This is a genomic window from Enterobacter sp. PL1 (assembly GCF_945957325.1).
In the GTDB taxonomy this organism is placed as follows: Bacteria; Pseudomonadota; Gammaproteobacteria; order Enterobacterales; family Enterobacteriaceae; genus Enterobacter; species Enterobacter roggenkampii.
In genome coordinates, this window is record NZ_CAMFKT010000005.1 from 130,418 (window position 1) to 146,198 (window position 15,781).

The window sequence follows — 15,781 nt, forward strand, 5'->3', positions numbered from 1 at the left end:
CTCCCAGGACAAAAAAGATTAACGCTCAGCCACCAGGCGGATAAAGTCGTCTTCGTCTTTGTTATCTTCAGCGACCGCGTCTTTCGGCGCGTCTTTCTCTTCCGGTTCGTTAGCCTCGCAAAGACGGCGTAGCAATGCATTCTGGCGTTTTTGCTGATCGAGCAGCGCTTCCAGCAGTTCGATCTGCTCATTTGTACGCGAACTGGCCCGATTCACGAAAAACCAGATAACCAGCCCCACAAGCAGAACCACCAAAGAAATCATCAGGGATGCCATATTCAGCAGCCCTGAATTCAGTAACTCACCCATTTCACCACCTCAATAAAAACGTCTATTTTACCACTGGCGTGAAGGAAGGAAATCACGTTGAGAAAAAATGTGTATTACCACGGAATAAATTTGTTGATTGCGCAAACGCCGCTAAAAAACTGTACATCCTGATCGCACATCACATTGATCGTCTGCGTCCATAACACCACGCACGCTATCAGTACGATAATCAGAATTACCCAGCGTATTTTTTTCACTCCACACTCCGTCTAAGGACCTGATGTAACGAGATTATCACGCTTATCTTAAACAAGGGCTAACTGCGCCACCATCGCGGTTTTTAAGAATGCTGCACTTGTTTCATTGCGTAAACACGTTACGCTAGCATTACGATAACAACGATAAAAGAGGTAATAATGCGATTCATCATTCGAACAATTATTGCACTGGCCCTTGTCTGGATTGGCCTTCTGTTAACGGGCTATGGTGTGCTTGTGGGGAGCACAGAAAACGCAGCCGGGTTAGGCATTCAGTGTAAATACCTAACCGCACAAGGAATGAGCACCGCCCAGTATCTGCATACTGACAGCGGGATCATTGGCTTAACCCAATGTCCTGTACTGCGTAAAACATCCGTCGTGATTGATAACGGCTAATCAGCCAGGTTCATGAGGCATAAAAAACGCCGCATCAGATGCGGCGTTTTTTCATTTCAGCAGGGATTAAAACGGGTAGTCGTGATAGCCCATCTGTTCAGAAATTTTACGTGCGGCAGTGTGCAGAATAGTCACATACTCATGCAGACGCTCTTCGGAGAAGCGTAAGGTTGGGAAAGAGATACTTAAGCCCGCAATCACCACGCCAAAGCGGTCAAATACCGGGACGCCGATACAGCGCAGCCCCTCTTCCTGCTCTTCGTTATCTTCGCCATACCCTTGCTCGCGCACGCGGTCGAGCACCGTAAGCAGCGCTTCCGTACTGGTAATGGTTCGTTCCGTGCTGCGCTTGTATTCCACGCCGTCGAGGATCTGCTCCACTTCCTCGCGATCGCGCCACGCCAGCAGAACCTTACCAATCGCGGTACTGTAGAGCGGGTTGCGGCGCCCAATGCGCGAATACATGCGCAGATTGTACATGGAGTCGATTTTATGGATGTAAACGATGCTGTCTTCATCCAGCGCACCGAGATGAATGGTCTCTTTGGTCAGGCGAGAGATTTCACGCATCTGAATGTCCGCGCTGCGGATCAGGTCAACATTTTGTAGCGCACGCGCACCTAATTCAAACAGCTTCAGCGTCAGAGAATATTTTTCAGATTCGCCTTCCTGCGCAACGTAACCCAATGACTTCATGGTTTGCAAAAAGCGATAAACGGTGCTTTTTGACATCATCACGCGCTGTGACAGCTCTGTAATACCTATTTCACGCTCTTCTCCAAGCGCCTGTAAGATGCCAAACACCTTCAGCACGGAAGAAACAGAATCTGGTTGTTTATCCAAATCCGCAATAGCCATTTACCACCTCATAGCGAGTGTTTTATAAAAATCAGAACTGGTTTTTATTATAAGTTCCCGTCATGTCAGCTGCAATCAATCCGCGTTTACTTCGTTACAAATCTGCGACATATCGCGGCTGTAACAATGCTAAAATAGTTACCCTGAGAATAATTTCACGCTGAGCTTTTTACTCCTGATGGAAAAGAATCTTTCCGATGGCCTGCCATTACCCCAGCGGTATGGCGCAATAGCGACCATCATTATCGGTATCTCCATGGCCGTCCTTGACGGCGCGATTGCGAACGTTGCCCTGCCAACCATCGCCAGCGACCTGCATGCCTCACCCGCCAGTTCGATTTGGATTGTTAACGCCTACCAGATTGCGATTGTGGTTTCACTGCTCTCGTTCTCTTTCCTGGGCGATATGTTCGGTTACCGCCGGGTGTATCAGTGTGGCCTGGTGGTTTTCACGTTTACCTCCCTGTTCTGCGCCCTTTCAGATTCACTGCATACCCTGACGCTTGCGCGTATTGCGCAGGGTTTTGGCGGCGCGGCGCTCATGAGCGTAAACACGGCGCTGATCCGCTTGATTTATCCGCAGCGTCATCTGGGGCGCGGAATGGGGATAAACTCGTTTATTGTCGCCGTCTCTTCTGCCGCCGGGCCAACCATTGCGGCGGCGATCCTCTCCGTTGCGTCATGGCAATGGCTGTTCGCCATTAACGTGCCGCTGGGTATCGTCGCCATCTTCTTTGCCCTGCGCTTTCTTCCCGCTAACGGTCCCAAAAGCAGCATGCCGCGCTTCGACGTGGCAAGTGCGGTGATGAATGCCCTGACCTTCGGCCTGCTGATTACGGCGCTAAGCGGCTTTGCCCAGGGACAATCGCTGATGCTTACCGGCGCTGAGCTCATCGCCCTGCTGGCGATCGGCTTCTTCTTTGTTCGCCGCCAGCTCACCCTCCCCGCGCCTTTGCTGCCCGTTGATCTGCTGCGTATTCCTCTCTTTTCACTCTCCATTTGCACGTCCGTCTGCTCGTTTTGCGCCCAGATGCTGGCTCTGGTTTCTCTGCCCTTCTTTCTGCAGAGCGTGGTAGGCCGGTCAGAAGTGGAGACCGGACTGCTGCTCACCCCCTGGCCGCTGGCGACCATGGTGATGGCCCCGCTGGCAGGTTACTTAATTGAACGCGTTCATGCCGGTTTACTCGGGGCGCTGGGGCTGGCGGTGATGGCGACAGGCCTTTTCGCACTGGCATTGCTGCCCTCGTCGCCTTCCGATCTGGACATTATCTGGCGCATGATCCTCTGCGGCGCGGGGTTTGGGCTGTTCCAGTCCCCCAATAACCACACCATTATCACCTCAGCACCGCGACATCGTAGCGGAGGGGCCAGCGGCATGTTGGGAACCGCGCGTCTGCTTGGGCAAAGCACCGGTGCGGCGTTGGTCGCCCTGATGTTTAACCTCGCAGGCCAGAACGGCAACCATGTTGCCCTCCTCACCGCCGGTGTGCTTGCCACCCTCGCGGCCATCGTCAGCGGCCTGCGGGTGACCCAGCCCAGGGTTCAGGCATAAAAAAAGCCGGGCGGAGTGTTCTCCTGCCCGGCTTATTGTGTTTTGTTGCGTTACTTCAGGTATTCCCCACTGCGCAGCGCTTCAATACGTTTATCCAGCGGCGGGTGAGACATAAACAGCTCGCTCAGCGATTTGGATTTACCGTTAATGCAGAAGGCCATCATGCTGTTCGCTTCCTGCGGCTCGTATGAGGTTTTCAGACGCTGCAGCGCGGCAATCATCTTCTCGCGACCAACCAGCTTCGCAGAACCGGCATCCGCGTGGAATTCACGGTGGCGGGAGAACCACATCGTGATGATGCTCGCCAGAATACCGAATACCAGTTCCAGCACCATCGACACGGCAAAATAGATCAGCGGGTTGCCGTTGCTCTCTTCGCCTTCGTCACGGTTGCCGCCCATGAAGCCAGCGGCAATCTGCGCCAGAATGCGGGAGATAAAGATCACGAAGGTGTTTACCACGCCCTGAATCAGGGTCATGGTCACCATGTCACCGTTTGCGATATGGCTGATTTCGTGGGCGATAACCGCTTCGGCTTCGTCACGGCTCATGTTCTGCAGCAGTCCGGTGCTAACAGCGACCAGTGACGCATCGCGACGGGCACCCGTGGCGAACGCGTTGATGTCCGGAGCATGGTAAATGGCCACCTGCGGCATGGCGATCCCGGCCTGACGGGACTGCTGAGCCACCGTATTCATCAGCCACTGTTCCATATCGTTACGCGGCTGTTCAATAACCTCACCCCCTACCGATTTCAATGCCATCCACTTCGACATCAGCAGGGAGATGAACGAGCCACCAAAACCAAACAGCAGCGCCATAATCAACAGACCCTGAACGCTGCTCGACTGAATTCCTGTCAGGCTTAGCACGAGCCCGAAAACCACCATCACCGCAAGGTTGGTGAGCAGGAAGAGCGCGATTCGCATCATAATTTTCTTTTTACCTCAGTTTAACAAAACGCACTATGCGATTACCCACATCGTATGGGTATTGCGGCTATTTTCAAGCATCCTGAGGGCGTAAGTCACCAGAAAGACACAACTTTACACAATTGAAAATCTGGCTGACGGAAGGATAAAGTACAAAAAGAAACAGGCACAATCTCTTGTGCCTGTTGGGAGGTTATTTTGCCGGAGCGGGCTGTACGGCAGGTTTCTCTTTTTCCTGATTTGCCAGGTCGAGAGCGATATGCACCGTCTCGTCGAGATACGGATCCGGCTCCTGGTAATCTTTTGGCAGATCGTCCAGTTTCTTGAGCAGAGGTTTACCTTCACGCTTGAAGCGATCGTTGACACGCGCCAGGCGGGTTGCATCGTCTTCGTTGTTCTCTTTTTCACGCTGAGCGTAGTTCAGAGAAACGATATTCCGCTTATCTTTCAGGGCATTGAATCGGGCAATATCCTTCAGGATGTACTGGAACTCCGGATCTTTCGCGATGCGGTCGTTATGCGCCTTCAGCAGCTCAGGGCCAAATTGCGTCATATCACCCGCTTTCACGTAGGTCGCGGCATTGATGCTGTCCCACGGCAACGCGTTATCTTCAAACTTCTCGCCAGTTTCCGTCTCCTGGGTGCCTGTCGGCATGATGATGTCCGGCGTGACACCCTTACGCTGCGTACTGCCGCCGTTTACGCGGTAGAATTTCTGAATGGTGTACTGAACCGAGCCCAGTGCAGGCCATTCCGGACGCAGCATTTGATCGTAAATCCGATTCAGAGAGCGGTACTGCTGAACGGTGCCTTTACCGAAGGTTGGCTCACCGACGATCAGCGCGCGGCCGTAGTCCTGCATGGCAGCGGCGAAGATCTCAGATGCAGATGCACTGAAGCGGTCAACCAGAACCACCAGCGGGCCTTTGTAGTAGACCACACCGTCATTGTCCGCATCTTCACGCACTTTACCGTTGTTATCGCGCACCTGAACCACCGGGCCAGATGGGATGAACAGGCCAGAGAGTGAAACCGCTTCCGTCAGCGCCCCGCCGCCGTTACTGCGCAGGTCGATGATGATGCTGCTGACGTTCTGCTTTTCAAGTTTCTGCAGCTGAACTTTCACATCGTCAGTCAACCCGACGTAGAAGCCAGGAATATCCAGGACACCCACCTTCTCTTTACCCACGGTTTTCACCGACATTTTCACCGCGCGGTCTTCCAGACGGATACGCTCACGGGTCAGGGTAACGATACGGGTTTTGGTGCCTTTTCCGGCTGGCAGAATTTCCAGACGAACCTTGCTGCCCTTCGGACCTTTGATCAGCGCAACCACGTCATCAAGACGCCAGCCGATCACATCGACCATGTTCTGGCCGGTTTGCCCCACCCCCACAATGCGATCGCCTACGCTAATGGCTTTGCTTTTGGATGCCGGGCCACCCGCGACCATCGAATTGATCACCGTATAATCATCGTCCATCTGCAGCACCGCGCCGATACCTTCCAGAGACAGGCTCATTTCGGTATTAAACTGCTCGGTGTTGCGAGGTGAGAGATAGTTGGTGTGCGGATCGATTTCGTGCGCAAAGGCTGTCATGGCCAGTGAGAAAACATCCTCACTGTTGGTCTGTGCCAGGCGACGAATAGCAAATTTGTAACGACGCGTCAGCGTGTCACGGATCTCTTTTTCGTCTTTGCCGGTGAGCTTAAGGCTCAGCTCGTCGTATTTCACTTTGCCGTCCCACAGCGCATTCAGCTCGGCTTCATCTTTTGGCCAGGGCGCTTTGCTGCGGTCCAGATTGAAGGTGTCGTTGCCGGTGAAGTCCATCGGACGTTCCAGCACTTTCAGCGCGTACTGATAGCGTTCGAAGCGGCGCTTTTGCGACAGGTTGTAGAGATCGTAGAAGAGATCCAGCTTGCCTGAACGCAACTCGTCACCCACCTCGGATTTCCGCTTAGCGAACTGCTCGACATCGCTGGCGAGCAAAACGTTATGGCTGTAATCCAGCAAGTTCAGATAGCGGTCAAAGAGTTTGGCCGAAAAGGCCTGATCGAGATCGAACTGACGATAGTGCGAACGGGTGAAACGTGAGGTCACGCGCTCGCTCACCGTCGCGTGCTGCGTCTCTTCCTTGAGTACCGGAATTTGATCAACACGCGTGATATCGTCCACTGCAAAGGCGTGACCTGTTATAGCAAACAGGCCCGCCAGCGCGGTGAGCTTAAAAAAAGTGTTCATGCCAGGCTTGGCCTCCGTTTCAGAACAACAAGTGTTCTGCGCGTACAATCATTGACATACCAGAAGTCAGCTGTACACGAACGCCATCTTTGGTGATTTCCAGTACGGTGGCGTCCATAGCATTGTTACCCGCTTTTACCTTCAGTGCCTGACCCACGCTCAGGGCGTTGATGTCAGAAACCGGCGTATGGCGCGGCTCTTCACGAGGGGCACGCGGGGCTTTTGCTGCTGGTTTGTCTGCACGCGGTTTGCGATCGTTATTATCGTGACGACGCGGCGCAGGGCGTGGTTTACGCTCACGACGAGGCGCTTCTTCCTGGCCGTTTGCCGCGGCGGCTTCGCGTTTTTTCGCTTGCTGTTCTGCACGTTGTGCCTGAACGCGTGCTTTGGCTTCTTCCAGCTGCTTGCGCGCGTGCTCAACGTGCTGCTCGTCCAGCTCACCGCAAGGGTTGCCGTCGAGATCCACGCGGGTCGCGCCAGGTTTGATACCGTACAGGTAACGCCAGCTCGAAGTATAAAGACGTAAGGCGGAACGCAGCTGAGTTTTGCTGAGGTTCATTTCCCCTTCAACACGCGCCACCAGATCCTGAAAAATACCGACTTTCAGGGGACGAGCTTCGCCTTCCGCGCTGAAGCACTGCGGGAAACGCTCGGCCAGAAATGCGATAACTTCTTTACTGCTATTCAACTTAGGTTGATTTTCCATGAAATTTCCTGATTACAACGGACGTTGCCAACAAGCGCAGGCATGAACAGGCGTCATTATAATGACGCTATCAGTAAATGCTACGTTATCCGTTGATTATCCTGCGACGCTCGCAAAGAATTTTTGATAATCGGTTGCTGCGAGTACGTTTTCCAGATTCGCCACCAGCTCGCGCAGCCCCTGTTCGTCCTCGGTTGTAAAGCGACTGAAGACCGTACTGTCGATGTCCAGAACGCCAATAATCTGATTTTTGACCACCAGCGGCAGAACGATTTCAGAATTACTGGCGGCATCACAGGCGATGTGCCCGTCAAACGCATGAACGTCTTCCACACGCTGGACCTGATTCTCGGCCACCGCCGTGCCGCATACGCCACGCCCTACCGGAATACGCACGCAGGCCAGTTTGCCCTGGAACGGACCGAGCACCAGCGTTTCACCTTCCAGAAGGTAAAAGCCAGCCCAGTTCACGTCAGAGAGACGTTCAAACAGCAATGCGCTAGTATTTGCCAGAGTGGCTAAGAAGCTGGTCTCACCCGCCATCAATGCCTTAAAATCGCGGTTCAGATCCGCGTAGAATTCTGTTTTGTTCATTATTCAATCACTTAGTTGTCTTACAAAATTACCGCATAGCCTATTAAAATAAGCATTAAATGCGCTCATGCTCAAGATGAATCCGTTCATGAGTTATTATAACTTTCAACAATACTTATTTGTGCGCAGCTGATGGCCTTAAAAACAACCAAAATTACGCCGACAAGAAAGATAACAGTCCATACGGTAAGCGAAGCTTTGCCTCGTGCACATTATCAGCGTTGCCCCCAGTGCGATACGCTTTTTATGTTGCCGAAGATGAAATCGCACCAAAGTGCCTTCTGTCCCCGCTGTGACGCCAAAATTCGCGATGGCCGCGACTGGTCGTTGACCCGCCTCGCCGCCATGGCCGTTACCATGCTGCTGCTGATGCCCTTCGCCTGGAGTGAGCCGCTGCTAAAACTCTACCTGCTCGGCGTGCGCATTGACGCCAACGTGCTGCAGGGTATCTGGCAGATGACCCGTCAGGGCGATCCCATCACCGCCGCGATGGTGCTGTTCTGTACCGTCGGCGCACCCCTGGTGCTGGTTGCCGCCATTGCCTATCTCTGGTTTGGCAACATTCTTGGCATGAACCTTCGCCCGGTGCTGCTGATGCTGGATAAGCTCAAAGAGTGGGTCATGCTGGATATTTATCTGGTGGGCGTGGGGGTTGCGTCAATAAAAGTGCAGGACTACGCCTTTTTGCAGCCCGGCGTCGGACTCTTTGCCTTCATCTGTCTGGTATTGCTGAGCATCCTGACGCTGATCCACCTGAACGTTGAGCAGCTCTGGGAGCGATTCTACCCTCAGCGCCCCGCCACGCGTCCCGATGAAAATCTGCGCGTCTGTCTGGGTTGCCACTATACCGGGTTACCCGACACGCGCGGACGCTGCCCACGGTGCCACATTCCGTTGAGACTGCGGCGCAATAACAGCCTGCAAAAATGCTGGGCGGCGCTGATCGCCTCCCTGGTGTTTCTGATCCCCGCCAATATGCTGCCGATTTCCATCATTTACGTGAATGGTGGACGTCAGGAGGATACTATCCTCTCCGGGATTATCTCCCTTGCGCACAGCAATGTCGGGGTGGCGGCAATCGTCTTTATTGCCAGTATCCTGGTTCCCTTTACCAAAGTGGTGGTGATGATTACCCTGCTCATCAGCATTCACTTAAAGTGTGAACAAGGTTTACGGACCCGCATTTTGCTTCTGCGATTCGTCACCTGGATTGGCCGCTGGTCAATGTTAGATCTGTTCGTGATTTCGCTGATGATGTCGCTCATCAATCGCGATCAGTTACTTGCTTTTACAATGGGACCCGCGGCTTTTTATTTCGGCTCTGCGGTGATATTGACTATTCTTGCTGTGGAATGGCTGGATAGCCGCTTACTTTGGGATGCACATGAGTCAGGAAACCCCCGCTTCGCCGACTGAAGCGAGAATTAAAACAAAACGCCGCATTTCGCCATTCTGGTTGCTGCCCGTCATCGCCCTGATGATTGCAGGCTGGCTTATCTGGACAAGCTATGAGGATCGCGGCAGTACCGTCACCATTGATTTCCAGACCGCCGACGGCATCGTCGCCGGGCGAACCCCCGTACGCTTCCAGGGGGTTGAAGTGGGTACGGTTCAGGATATCTCCCTTGGAAAAGGGCTGAACAAGATTCAGGTGCGGGTCAGTATTAAATCTGACATGCAGGATGCCCTGCGCAGCGAAACGCAGTTCTGGCTGGTGACGCCAAAAGCCTCGCTGGCCGGTGTTTCCGGTCTGGATGCGCTCGTCGGCGGTAACTATATCGGCATGATGCCCGGCAAAGGCGAACCGCAGGATCACTTTGTGGCTCTGGATACGCAGCCCAAATACCGCCTCAATAACGGCGATTTGATGATTCATCTCCAGGCGCCGGACCTCGGTTCCCTGAACAGCGGCTCCCTGGTCTATTTTCGTAAGATCCCGGTTGGCCGCGTGTATGACTACGCGATTAACCCGAATAAACAGGGCGTCACCATTGATGTGCTGATCGAGCGCCGCTTCACCAATCTGGTGAAAAAAGGCAGCCGCTTCTGGAACGTGTCCGGCGTGGATGCCGACCTCAGCCTGAGCGGTGCGAAAGTGAAGCTGGAGAGTTTGGCAGCACTGGTGAACGGCGCCATCGCCTTTGACTCCCCGGAAAACTCAAGCCCTGCCACGGCTGATGACACGTTCGGATTGTACGCCGATCTGGCGCACAGCCAGCGCGGCGTGATTGTCAAACTCGCCCTTCCCGATGCTAAAGGACTAAAAGCGGGTTCAACGCCGCTGATGTATCAGGGTCTGCAGGTCGGCCAGCTCACCAAAATGACGCTCAACCCGGGCGGATCGGTCACTGGCGAAATGACGGTCGATCCGAGCGTGGTCGATCTCCTGCGCGAGAAAACACGCATCGAAATGCGCAGTCCAAAGATCTCCCTGAACGATACCAGCCTCAGCACGCTGCTGACCGGCAATACCTTTGAGCTGATCCCCGGGGAAGGTCAGCCCAGCAATAGCTTCGTGATTGCCCCGGCGGATAAAGCCCTGCTGCAAAAGCCGGGCGTCGTGACGGTTACGCTCAATGCGCCAGAAAGCTATGGGATTGAAGCCGGTCAGCCGTTGATTTTACACGGCGTGCAGGTGGGACAGGTGCTGGAGCGGAAGCTCTCCGCGGATGGGGTGCAATTCTCCGTCGCCATCGATCCGCAATACAGAGAGCTGGTGCACGGTGACAGTAAATTCGTGGTGAACAGTCGCGTCGACGTGAAGGTAGGTCTGGACGGCGTGGAGTTTCTCGGCGCCAGCGCCAGCGAATGGGTGAACGGCGGCATCCGTATTTTGCCGGGGGATAAAGGCCCCGTGCGCGACAGCTACCCGCTGTATGCCAACCTTGAGAAAGCGGTTGAAAACAGCCTGAGCGATCTTCCTACCACCACGCTGACGTTAAGCGCCGAGACCCTGCCGGACGTTCAGGCGGGCTCCGTGGTGCTGTATCGCAAGTTTGAAGTCGGGGAAGTGATCACCGTTCGCCCGCGTGCCGACGCCTTTGATATCGAACTGCACATCAAGCCGGAGTACCGCAAGCTGCTGACGCCGAACAGCGTCTTCTGGGCCGAAGGCGGCGCGAAAGTGCAGCTGAACGGTAACGGACTGACCGTACAGGCCTCTCCGCTGTCACGCGCGCTGCGCGGGGCGATTAGCTTCGATAACCTCAGCGGCGCGGGCGCGAACCTGCGTAAAGGCGATAAGCGAATTCTCTTCCCGTCCGAGACCGCCGCCCGCGCAGTGGGCGGGCAGATTACCCTGCACGCGTTTGATGCCGGTAAGCTGGCGGAAGGCATGCCCATCCGCTACCTGGGCATTGATATCGGGCAGATCCAGAAGCTGACGCTGATCACCTCGCGTAACGAGGTGCAGGCTACCGCCGTGCTCTACCCGGAATATGTGCAGACGTTTGCGCGCGCGGGTTCGCGCTTCTCGGTGGTGACACCGCAGATCTCGGCCGCAGGCGTTGAGCATCTCGACACCATTTTGCAGCCGTACATCAACGTTGAGCCCGGCCAGGGCAATGCCCGTCGTGATTTCGAGCTGCAGGAAGCCACGATCACCGACTCGCGCTACCTTGGTGGGCTGAGCATCGTGGTGGAAGTGCCGGAAGCCGGCTCGCTGAGCATCGGCACGCCGGTCCTGTTCCGAGGCATTGAGGTCGGTACGGTCACGGGCCTGACGCTCGGGACGCTCTCCGACCGCGTGATGGTGGCGCTACGCATCAGCGAACGCTACCAGCACCTGGTGCGTAATAACTCGGTGTTCTGGCTGGCATCCGGCTACTCGCTGGACTTCGGCCTGACGGGAGGCGTGGTGAAAACCGGGACCTTCAACCAGTTCATTCGCGGCGGTATTGCCTTTGCCACACCGCCGGGGACGCCGCTGGCGCCGAAAGCGCAGCCGGGTAAACATTTCCTGCTGCTCGAAAGCGAACCGAAAGAGTGGCGCGAATGGGGAACCGCCCTGCCGCGTTAATCTGCAAGGCTCCGGTGTCAACGCACCGGAGCCTTTATGTTACACTGCGCACCTGAACTTTTCCCTGTGGTGTGCCCGTGGCTCAAAACTCCGTATTTCTTCCTGAACAATTCCTGGCGCAGATGCGCGAGGCGCTTCCTTCTCACCTGTCGTTAGACGATTTTATCGCCGCCTGCCAGCGTCCGTTACGCCGCAGTATTCGCGTCAACACGCTGAAAATCAGCGTCGAGGATTTTCTGGCGCTGGTCGCGCCCTACAGCTGGCAGCTTACGCCGGTACCGTGGTGCGCTGAGGGGTTCTGGATCGAGCGCGATGACGAAGACGCCGTGCCGCTGGGAAGCACCGCGGAACATCTGAGTGGTCTGTTCTATATCCAGGAAGCCAGCTCGATGCTGCCGGTGGCAGCCCTGTTCGCCGATGGCAATGCGCCCGAGCGCGTGATGGATGTGGCCGCGGCGCCCGGCTCAAAAACCACGCAGATTGCCGCCCGTATGGGTAACCGCGGCGCGATCCTCGCCAACGAGTTTTCCGCCAGCCGCGTGAAGGTATTGCATGCCAACATCAGCCGCTGCGGTATTCATAACGTTGCCCTGACGCACTTCGACGGCCGCGTGTTTGGCGCTGCCCTGCCGGAAGCCTTCGACGCCATTCTGCTGGACGCCCCCTGCTCCGGCGAAGGGGTGGTGCGTAAAGATCCCGATGCGTTAAAGAACTGGTCCGTGGAAAGCAACATTGAGATCGCCGCCACGCAGCGGGAGCTGATCGAGAGCGCATTCCATGCCCTTCGCCCTGGCGGCACGCTGGTCTATTCAACGTGCACCTTAAACCGCGATGAAAACGAAGACGTCTGCCTGTGGCTGAAAGCGCAATACCCGGATGCGGTCGAATTCCTGCCGCTTAACGATCTGTTTGCCTCGGCACAGGAGGCGATTACGCAGGAGGGTTTCCTCCACGTATTCCCGCAGATTTACGACTGCGAAGGCTTCTTTGTGGCACGTCTGCGTAAAACGCAGGCGGTTGCTCCCCTGCCCGCACCCAAATTCAAGGTCGGCAACTTCCCGTTTGCCCCCCTCAAAGGTCGCGATGCAGCACAGCTTGTCGCCGCCGCCGAAAAAATTGGCCTGGTCTGGGATGAGAGCCTGCACCTCTGGATCCGTGATAAAGAGGTATGGCTGTTCCCGGCTGAGATCGAACCGCTCATCGGAAAGGTCCGTTTTTCCCGAATCGGAATCCGCCTGGCGGAAGTGCATAATAAAGGCTATCGCTGGCAGCATGAGGCCGTCATCGCCCTTGCCGGGCACGAGAATACCTTTGCCCTGACGCATCAGGAAGCCGAAGAGTGGTACCGTGGTCGCGATGTCTATCCTGACAGCACGCCATCAGGCGATGAAGTGATCGTGACGTATCAGGGATACCCGCTCGGGCTGGCAAAAAAAGTCGGTTCACGACTGAAAAACAGCTATCCGCGCGAGCTGGTCCGGGATGGACGACTGTTTACCGGTAACGATCGCACGGCCTGAAAAAAAGCGCATTTTTTTACTGGCGATTTTGCTCTCCTTGTCTACGATCAAAAATGGGTGGCCGTACTGGTCATACCAGATTTTGACAACCGACCCGGAGAGCACTATGACGAAAACCAGCGTGCGTATTGGCGCTTTTGAGATCGACGACGCAGAACTGCGCGGCGAAGCGCAAGGCGATCGAACGTTAAGTATTCCCTGCAAATCCGACCCGGATTTGTGCATGCAGCTCGATGCATGGGATGCAGACACCAGCGTCCCGGCAATACTTGATGGCGAACATTCTGTTCTTTACCGTGAGCATTACGATAGTAAAACCGATGCCTGGGTCATGCGTCTTGCCTGACCTAAAGAGAACCCGCCCGAAGGCGGGTTATTTATTACTGCAGCTGCGCCAGCGTAAAGTAACCGTCAAATACGGCGCCCGTATCAATGTAGTGGAGATTGTCAAAATCATACCTTCTGTCGACGGGCGTATGTCCGAACCAGAAATGATCCGCACCGCTAATGCCCTGCCCTTTACCCACCATAAACCCCATCAACCGATCGCGATCCCATAAAACGCGCTGGGCGCTCACCGGTTTTTGCCAGCGGTATTCCGCTGCCGGATAATCCGCATGGGCAATCACGTTCAGACCGTTCGCACAGATTATCTCGATGATATGCGGTAAATCGTGACAGGCCTCGAGCAACGATAGCGCAAGCTGTTGCTGGTCCCGTTCAAGTTGCCTGAACCATATTCCGCCATTCATTGTCCAGAGTGAAAAATCGTTATTATCCAGACTGTCGAGCGCAATTTGCTCATGGTTGCCCCGGACGGCACGAAACCATTTTTCATTGATAAGCTGTAATGATTTAACGCTGTCCGGACCGCGATCGATCATATCCCCAACGGAAATAAGCAAATCCTCATACGGATTAAAATGACGGCGTTTAAGCTCATCCATAAGCCGCTGATAACAGCCATGTATATCGCTGACCACCCAGACGTGACGCCACATTCCACCTTCAATTCGCTGATACATAGCCCCTCCTTTTAACAGTATAGCCGCCACAGAAAGGGCAACAGCCGGGCGTGGTCCTCACGAAGTGAAACAAACGGTAAACCAAACAGAAATAAAGATCCTCGCGCTATTAATCCCTTTTTCCTGGCTCTTTAGAATAAGGGTATAAAAAAAGAGGGGTCTTCACGTGTCTAATACGCACCTGCATAACGATGTTTTCTATCCGCATCGCACAAATATTATTTCTGAGCTGGTGAACGGCAAACGCGTCCCGGGGCCGATTTGGCGCAAGCGCGAATATCGCCTGAAGTTCCTGTTACGTTCGCTGGTGTTCTGGTCTTCTACCCATCGCATGCTGGAGGCGCTTTCTGGTCGCGACGATTTCGACAGACTTCTGGCCTCTCAAATTACGTTGCCGAGCAAAACCCACCGGCAGTACCTGATGCGCGGTTTGACGGCTAACGATCGCGCCGACGCGATCGTTAGCCATTATTACTGGATTGATAGCCTGAAAGAGAGCGGCCTCGCCCTGGCACTGACCAGCCCACAGGAGAAGCCCGTTGCGCAGTTCCATGCAAAAGACGGAGTTATCTATACGGTTAATGCGTCCTCTGCGGGGAAAGCCGAGCGTGAAGGCGAAAGCACGCTTTGGCTTCGCGACAACGAGGATACGCTGCTGGCCAGCCTGACCTTTAGCGTCGCGCGCAGCAATGGGCAACAGGTCATGGTCATCGGTGGGCTCCAGGGCCCCCGCCGCAGCGTAACGCGTGACGTTATTAAACAGGCCACCCGCGCCTGCCACGGTTTGTTCCCTAAGCGCGTGTTGATGGAAGTGCTTTTCCAGCTGGCTGCACAGTCCTCCGTCCGGGCGATTTTTGCCGTCAGCGATGAGGGCCACGTATTCCGTGCGCTGCGCTATCGCCTCAGCAAAGGCCGCCATTTCCACGCCAGCTATGATGAATTTTGGGCCTCTCTGGACGGTAAAAAGCTCTCAGCCTTCTGCTGGCAGCTGCCGCTACAGATGGCGCGTAAATCGCTTGAAGAGATTGCCAGTAAAAAACGCGCTGAATACCGCCGTCGTTTTGAGCTGCTTGATGAAATTGAGGCGTCGGTTAAGTCGCACTTTTAGACCCCGCACGCGCTTTGTTGAATTGCAATAGAAAAATTAACAAGGCAGGCAAACGGGCTGAATTTAGCTATGCCGTGTTGTGAATTACAAAAAAGTTCTCAAGGGATGCTCTGTATCGTAAAGGTAGCGTTCGAAAACGATTTCTTTTACACCACAATTAACCTTTTATCATTCAAATACTTAAGCATTAAAAACCCGTCAAATACGGGTTTTTAATGCTTACCAATACATCCATTCGGTCTGAATGTCGTTGTGCGCTAAGTTCCAAAATATTATCGAACTGAAGAACAAGCAGAGAGC

General features: G+C 54.6%; 15 protein-coding genes. 7 read left to right on the forward strand and 8 right to left on the reverse strand.

Going from position 1 to position 15,781, the window contains the following annotated elements:
* Positions 1 to 18: 18 nt before the first annotated feature.
* On the reverse strand, positions 19 to 309 hold the full coding sequence (locus N6P30_RS06715; RefSeq protein WP_008500484.1) for a YebO family protein: 291 nt from the start codon (positions 307 to 309) through the stop codon (positions 19 to 21).
* Positions 310 to 383: 74 nt separating this feature from the next.
* Positions 384 to 527, reverse strand: coding sequence for a PhoP/PhoQ regulator MgrB (gene mgrB / locus N6P30_RS06720; RefSeq protein ID WP_006175995.1), 144 nt, complete (start codon positions 525 to 527; stop codon positions 384 to 386).
* A gap of 159 nt (positions 528 to 686) precedes the next feature.
* Between mgrB and N6P30_RS06725 the strand changes: the two genes are divergently transcribed.
* A complete protein-coding gene (locus N6P30_RS06725; protein ID WP_008500483.1) occupies positions 687 to 926 on the forward strand; it encodes a YobH family protein in 240 nt (79 codons plus the stop codon).
* Positions 927 to 992: 66 nt separating this feature from the next.
* Here N6P30_RS06725 and kdgR read toward each other — a convergent pair whose 3' ends face one another.
* Positions 993 to 1,784 (reverse strand): DNA-binding transcriptional regulator KdgR, encoded by a 792-nt coding sequence (gene kdgR, locus N6P30_RS06730; protein WP_021240421.1) that lies wholly within the window; start codon positions 1,782 to 1,784, stop codon positions 993 to 995.
* 178 nt (positions 1,785 to 1,962) lie between these two features.
* Between kdgR and N6P30_RS06735 the strand changes: the two genes are divergently transcribed.
* Positions 1,963 to 3,336: an MFS transporter gene (locus N6P30_RS06735; protein WP_023293945.1), complete on the forward strand. Its 1,374-nt coding sequence runs from the start codon at positions 1,963 to 1,965 to the stop codon at positions 3,334 to 3,336.
* Between the two features lie 50 nt (positions 3,337 to 3,386).
* Here N6P30_RS06735 and htpX read toward each other — a convergent pair whose 3' ends face one another.
* The 4 genes from htpX to N6P30_RS06755 all read right to left on the reverse strand — a co-directional run bounded on the left by htpX (position 3,387) and on the right by N6P30_RS06755 (position 7,810).
* Positions 3,387 to 4,268 (reverse strand): protease HtpX, encoded by an 882-nt coding sequence (htpX, locus tag N6P30_RS06740; RefSeq protein ID WP_014884290.1) that lies wholly within the window; start codon positions 4,266 to 4,268, stop codon positions 3,387 to 3,389.
* Between the two features lie 193 nt (positions 4,269 to 4,461).
* The gene (gene prc / locus N6P30_RS06745) at positions 4,462 to 6,510 is read right to left on the reverse strand and encodes a carboxy terminal-processing peptidase (protein ID WP_023293946.1); all 2,049 of its coding nucleotides are present in this window, start codon (positions 6,508 to 6,510) and stop codon (positions 4,462 to 4,464) included.
* A gap of 19 nt (positions 6,511 to 6,529) precedes the next feature.
* Positions 6,530 to 7,216 carry an RNA chaperone ProQ gene (gene proQ / locus N6P30_RS06750; RefSeq protein ID WP_014884292.1) on the reverse strand — a complete coding sequence of 229 codons (687 nt, stop codon included), beginning with the start codon at positions 7,214 to 7,216 and terminating at the stop codon, positions 6,530 to 6,532.
* Positions 7,217 to 7,312: 96 nt separating this feature from the next.
* Positions 7,313 to 7,810, reverse strand: coding sequence for a GAF domain-containing protein (locus N6P30_RS06755; protein WP_008500476.1), 498 nt, complete (start codon positions 7,808 to 7,810; stop codon positions 7,313 to 7,315).
* A 132-nt stretch (positions 7,811 to 7,942) separates the two neighbouring features.
* Between N6P30_RS06755 and yebS the strand changes: the two genes are divergently transcribed.
* The 4 genes from yebS (at position 7,943) to N6P30_RS06775 (ending at position 13,694) form a co-directional block, all read left to right on the forward strand.
* Positions 7,943 to 9,226, forward strand: a complete 1,284-nt coding sequence (yebS, locus tag N6P30_RS06760; protein WP_021240425.1) for a membrane integrity lipid transport subunit YebS — start codon at positions 7,943 to 7,945, stop codon at positions 9,224 to 9,226.
* Positions 9,195 to 11,828 carry a PqiB family protein gene (locus N6P30_RS06765; protein WP_021240426.1) on the forward strand — a complete coding sequence of 878 codons (2,634 nt, stop codon included), beginning with the start codon at positions 9,195 to 9,197 and terminating at the stop codon, positions 11,826 to 11,828. The genes yebS and N6P30_RS06765 overlap by 32 nt, the downstream gene beginning before the upstream one ends.
* A gap of 77 nt (positions 11,829 to 11,905) precedes the next feature.
* Entirely contained in the window at positions 11,906 to 13,348 is a 1,443-nt protein-coding gene (gene rsmF, locus N6P30_RS06770; protein WP_032663281.1) for a 16S rRNA (cytosine(1407)-C(5))-methyltransferase RsmF, read from the forward strand.
* Between the two features lie 106 nt (positions 13,349 to 13,454).
* Positions 13,455 to 13,694: a YebV family protein gene (locus tag N6P30_RS06775; protein WP_008500472.1), complete on the forward strand. Its 240-nt coding sequence runs from the start codon at positions 13,455 to 13,457 to the stop codon at positions 13,692 to 13,694.
* Between the two features lie 34 nt (positions 13,695 to 13,728).
* Here the strand turns inward: N6P30_RS06775 and pphA are convergent, their stop codons facing one another.
* Positions 13,729 to 14,373, reverse strand: coding sequence for a protein-serine/threonine phosphatase (pphA, locus tag N6P30_RS06780; protein ID WP_154827292.1), 645 nt, complete (start codon positions 14,371 to 14,373; stop codon positions 13,729 to 13,731).
* Positions 14,374 to 14,539: 166 nt separating this feature from the next.
* Here pphA and N6P30_RS06785 point away from each other — a divergent pair, with 166 nt between their 5' ends.
* Positions 14,540 to 15,481, forward strand: a complete 942-nt coding sequence (locus tag N6P30_RS06785; protein WP_021240429.1) for a VirK/YbjX family protein — start codon at positions 14,540 to 14,542, stop codon at positions 15,479 to 15,481.
* Positions 15,482 to 15,781 lie beyond the last annotated feature (300 nt).